This is a genomic window from Caballeronia sp., assembly GCF_028292365.1.
Taxonomy (GTDB): Bacteria; Pseudomonadota; Gammaproteobacteria; order Burkholderiales; family Burkholderiaceae; genus Caballeronia.
Genome location: NZ_JAQGMM010000200.1, coordinates 1 through 5,417, shown reverse-complemented (window position 1 = coordinate 5,417; position 5,417 = coordinate 1). Strand labels below are relative to the sequence as shown.

General features: G+C 59.3%; 4 protein-coding genes. 3 read left to right on the top strand and 1 reads right to left on the bottom strand.

Annotation, left to right across the window (positions count from 1 at the left end; genetic code table 11):
• Positions 1-92: 92 nt before the first annotated feature.
• From JWR14_RS12485 to JWR14_RS12475, 3 genes are all read left to right on the top strand, one after another.
• Positions 93-1,439 (top strand): adenylosuccinate synthase, encoded by a 1,347-nt coding sequence (locus JWR14_RS12485; protein WP_299706700.1) that lies wholly within the window; start codon positions 93-95, stop codon positions 1,437-1,439.
• 103 nt (positions 1,440-1,542) lie between these two features.
• Entirely contained in the window at positions 1,543-2,103 is a 561-nt protein-coding gene (locus JWR14_RS12480; protein WP_299706698.1) for a phosphoribosyltransferase, read from the top strand.
• Between the two features lie 337 nt (positions 2,104-2,440).
• The gene (locus JWR14_RS12475) at positions 2,441-4,333 is read left to right on the top strand and encodes a potassium transporter Kup (protein ID WP_299706696.1); all 1,893 of its coding nucleotides are present in this window, start codon (positions 2,441-2,443) and stop codon (positions 4,331-4,333) included.
• Positions 4,334-4,467: 134 nt separating this feature from the next.
• On the opposite strand, the gene JWR14_RS12470 is transcribed toward JWR14_RS12475, so the two are convergent.
• Positions 4,468-5,417 (bottom strand): helix-hairpin-helix domain-containing protein (locus JWR14_RS12470; RefSeq protein WP_299706694.1); only part of this gene is annotated, 950 nt, incomplete at its 5' end.

Here is a 5,417-nt window from a genome sequence, read left to right as displayed (position 1 = left end):
AAAAATCGATACGCGTTCGCAAATACCGGGAAAAACTCGGAACCTTCCGCGAACATAGGTAAAATGCTTTTTTAACCAGCTATCAAATTGACATGTCTGCCAGCGCAGTGAATGTGAACCCGGGGCGCAACGTCGTCGTGGTCGGCACCCAGTGGGGTGATGAGGGCAAGGGCAAGATCGTCGACTGGTTGACGGACCACGCCCAAGGCGTCGTACGCTTCCAGGGCGGCCACAATGCCGGCCACACGCTGATCATCGGCGGCAAGAAAACCATCCTTCGACTGATTCCCTCGGGCATCATGCGCGCCGGCACCGCCTGCTATATCGGCAACGGCGTCGTGTTGTCGCCGGAAGCGCTCTTCAAGGAAATCGGTGAGCTGGAGTCGGTAGGTGTCGACGTCCAGAAGCGTCTTTTCATCTCCGAAGCCGCCAACCTGATTCTTCCGTATCACATCGCGATCGACCAGGCCCGCGAAGCGCGGCGCGGCGCGGCGAAGATCGGCACGACCGGACGCGGCATTGGCCCGGCGTATGAAGACAAAGTCGGCCGGCGCGGCTTGCGCGTGCAGGATCTGTACGACCGCGAAGTGTTCGCTGAGCGCCTGCGCGAAACCCTCGATTTCCACAATTTCGTGCTGACCGGTTATCTGGGTGCCCCTGCGGTGGATTACCAGGAAACGCTGGACACCATGTTCGGCTACGCCGAGCGCCTCGCGCCCATGGTGACCGACGTCTCGCGCCGTCTCTATGACGAAAACCACGCTGGCCGCAACCTGCTGTTTGAAGGTGCGCAAGGCACGCTGCTCGACATCGATCACGGCACGTACCCGTACGTCACGTCGAGCAATTGCGTGGCGGGTGCGGCGACTGCCGGTGCGGGCGTGGGTCCGCAAAAGCTCAACTACATCCTCGGCATCACGAAAGCGTATTGCACGCGTGTGGGCGCAGGTCCGTTCCCGAGCGAGCTGTATGACGCCGACAACGTCAATCGCCAGGAGCAAGTTGGCCTGACGCTCGCGACCGTCGGCAAGGAATTTGGCTCGGTGACTGGCCGTCCGCGCCGTACCGGCTGGCTTGACGCCGCCGCGCTGCGCCGCTCGATCCAGATCAACGGCATCTCGGGCTTGTGCATGACAAAGCTGGACGTGCTCGACGGCCTGGAAGAAGTGAAGCTGTGCGTGGGCTACAAGCTCGACGGCAAGGATGTCGACATCCTGCCGCGCGGTGCGTCGGAAGTGGCGCGTTGCGAGCCGGTCTACGAGACGTTCGGCGGCTGGAAGGAAAGCACCATCGGCATCACGCAATGGGACAGCTTGCCGGCCAATGCGCGTGACTATCTCTCGCGTATCCAGGAAGTGGCGGGCGTGCCTATCGACATGGTGTCGACCGGTCCGGATCGTGACGAAACCATCCTGCTGCGCCATCCGTTCAAGGCTTAAGTAGCCCGGACGTGCAGCATCGACCAAGGTGGCCGCAAATTAGCGGCCACTTTTGCATATTCAACAGACGTACAGTGCTGTACATATTGAAAAGAGTTTCACCATGATCGCGATGAAAGATCCGCGCAACGACGACCGGAACCTGTGGGTCGGCTGGGACGAATATCACCGGCTGATCGAACTGCTTGCGCTCGCCGTGCATGACTCGGGCTGGAAGTTCGACAATATCCTGTGTCTTGCACGTGGCGGTCTGCGGGTCGGTGACCAGCTTTCGCGCATCTATGATCTGCCGCTTGCCATCCTGGCGACGAGTTCGTATCGCGAGGCGGCCGGCACGGAGCAGGGCGCGCTCGATATCGGGCAATACATCACCATGACGCGCGGCGAGTTGTCCGGCAACGTGCTGCTTGTGGATGATCTGGTCGACTCCGGCGTTACGCTTTCGCGCGTGCAACAGCATCTGAAGGACCGTTATCCGGCGGTCACGGCAGTGCGTTCCGCCGTGCTTTGGTACAAGGGCTGCTCCAAAGTGAAGCCCGACTACTTCGTGCAGTTTCTTGAAACGAACCCGTGGATTCATCAACCGTTCGAAGAATGGGACACTGTCCGGCCCCACAACCTCGGTGCGTGGATCAAGCGCGGTGTCCAGGACGAGCGGGGCTGATTCAAGTCCTGAGATTGCGCAATTTGTCTGAGTCAGCAGTTCACGTCAGCAATTCAGTGCAATCCAGTTGTTACGCAGCAGAATGAAATTGAAACGAAACGCCGTTCGAGTCGCCTATCCGGTGCGATTGAACGGCGTTTTTTTGCTTGTATCCAGTTGCAGCCAGTTAAAACGGGTTAAAGGCGGAAAGCGCCGCACATGCACCTTCGCGGCTTTGCCGCAATGCTAAACTGCCGCTTCGCTCCGGTCGTAGCGGTATCACAACAGGCCGGTCGGGCGCCGAACGCAACGTTAGAATGGCGTTCGTTTTTTCCGCTTCGGACGGCTTCCCGCGTTTATGAACAAAATGACTCACGCGCACGAGCGCAAACAGCCGTTACCTACCCTGGCACTTGCCGCAATCGGCGTGGTGTTCGGCGATATTGGCACCAGCCCGCTGTACGCGTTGAAAGAGGCCTTCAGCAAGTCCCACGGTATTGAACTGAGCGAAGCCTCCATCCTCGGGGTCATCTCGCTGTTGTTCTGGGCGATCATGATCGTGGTCTCCATCAAATATGTGCTCTTCGTGATGCGCGCCGACAACAACGGCGAGGGCGGGGTGCTCGCGCTGATGACGCTTGCATTGCGCACATTGAAAGGGTCAGGACGTGCAACCGGCGTGCTGATGATGCTCGGCATTTTCGGCGCATGCATGTTTTACGGCGACGCTGTGATTACACCGGCCATGTCGGTGATCTCGGCGGTGGAAGGGCTGGAAATTGTCTCGCCAGCCCTTTCTCAATGGGTGATCCCCATCACCATCGTCATTCTCGTGATGCTTTTCTGGATCCAGCGCCGCGGTACGTCGGTAGTCGGCAAGCTCTTTGGCCCGATCATGGGGCTCTGGTTCCTGACGCTGGCCGTGCTTGGCGTGTATCACATCGTGCAAGTGCCGCGCATATTGATAGCGTTGAATCCGTATTACGCGTTTTCGTTCATGGCCGCCCACGTATTGCAGGCGTATATCGTGCTCGGCTCAGTCGTGCTGGTGCTGACCGGCGCAGAAGCGCTGTATGCGGATATGGGGCACTTCGGCGCCAAGCCTATTCGCTACGCGTGGTATGGCCTCGTCATGCCGTCGCTGGTGCTTAATTATTTCGGCCAGGGTGCGTTGCTGATGCACTCGCCGGAAGCCGCCGAAAGTCCGTTCTTTCTCCTGGCGCCGGAATGGGCTCTGTTGCCTCTGGTGATCCTGTCGACGGTAGCAACGGTGATCGCATCGCAGGCCGTGATTTCAGGCGCATATTCGCTGACGAGCCAGGCAATCCAGCTTGGTTACGTGCCGCGCATGAAGATCCTGCATACGTCGGATCTCGCGATCGGGCAGATCTATATTCCGGTCGTGAACTGGATGCTGTTGTTCGTCATCCTGTGCATTGTGATTGGCTTCAAAAGCTCCGAGAATCTCGCCGCAGCGTATGGGCTTGCCGTCACCGCAACCATGCTGGTCACGACCATCCTCGCGTCGGTCGTGATGACCAAGCTGTGGGGCTGGAACAAGTTTCTGGTGGGCGCGATCATCGGCGTGTTTTTTATCGTCGATGTCGGGTTCTTCGGCGCCAGCCTGCTCAAGATCGAGCAGGGCGGCTGGTTGCCGCTGGGCATTGGCGGTGTGCTGTTCTTCCTGCTGATGACGTGGTTCAAGGGCCGCATGATCGTCAAGGACCGGACCGCCGCCGACGGTATCCCGTTGATGCCGTTCCTGCAGGGATTGCTTGCGCATCCGCCGCACCGGGTGTCGGGTACTGCAATCTACCTGACCGGTAACGACTCGCTCGTGCCTGTCAGCCTGCTGCACAACCTGAAGCACAACAAGGTCCTGCATGAACGGACCATCTTCCTGAATTTCGTTACGCGTGACGTGCCGTATGTCGATGACGACAAGCGTGTGGAAGTGAAGGACGCAAGCGGCGGTCTCTTTCTCGTGAAAGCACAGTATGGCTTTAACGAAACGCCCGATGTCAAGGCAGTGCTGAACGAGATCGGCCGTACCCACGACATGACGTTCGAACTCATGGATACATCGTTCTTCATGGCACGCGAAACCGTGGTGCCAACGCAGTTGCCGGGTATGTCGGTGTGGCGCGAACGGGTGTTTGCGTGGATGCATCAGAACGCTGCCAAGCCGACGGACTTCTTCAGTATTCCCGCGAACCGAGTGGTTGAGTTGGGGACGAAGATTGAGATTTGATGGTTGTGTGCGTTAGGTGCATCTTGAGACCGTGGCGCATGCGCTGCCCGGTTTGACCCGTTGAGGTAGTTAAAAAATCGGCCCGTTCATTGTGAACGGGCCGTTTTTATTTCTATCGAGCCGTGTCGCTCGTTCTACTTTTTCAGCTTGGCGAACGCCGCCGCCATCGCGCTGGCCGCTTCCGGTTCGCGTTTGCCACCGTTATTGCTTCGGACATCGCGGGCGCTGCCTCCGCCACCCGCGCCACCACGGCGGTCTTGCGCGCCGCGTTGCGGTTGTTGGGCCGGGGAGCCCTCGGCGGGGAAGTCATCGTCCAGACGCATGGTCAGCGCGATCCGCTGGCGCTTCACGTCCGTCTCGACCACTTTTACCTTCACCACTTGCCCCGCCTTCACAACTTCATGCGGGTCCTTGATGAATTTCGTCGACATCGCCGATACATGCACCAGTCCATCCTGATGCACGCCAATATCGACGAACGCGCCAAATGCCGCGACGTTCGTGACCACACCTTCCAGGATCATGCCCGGCGTGAGATCGGAGAGTTTCTCGACGCCATCGCGGAACGTGGCCGTTTTGAACTCAGGACGCGGATCGCGGCCCGGTTTTTCCAGTTCCGCCAGGATGTCGCGCACGGTGGGCAGACCGAATCGCTCATCGACGAATTCCGCCGGCGACAAGCCCGACAACGCTTCGCGTTTGCCCATGACATCGGCGGCATGCTTCTTGATTTTGGCCAGGATACGTTCAACCACCGGATACGCTTCCGGGTGCACCGACGAGCGGTCGAGCGGATTCGAGCCGTTGTTGATGCGCAGGAATCCGGCGGCTTGTTCGAAGGTTTTGTCGCCGAGGCGGGGCACTTTCTTCAATTGATCACGCGACGCAAACGGGCCGTTGGCATCGCGGAAATCGACGATGTTGCGCGCGAGCGTAGCGTTCAATCCCGATACCCGCGCGAGCAGCGCGACCGACGCGGTATTGGCATCCACGCCGACGGCGTTCACGCAATCCTCGACCACCGCATCGAGCGAGCGGGCGAGGTCGCGTTGATTGACGTCGTGCTGATATTGGCCCACGCCAA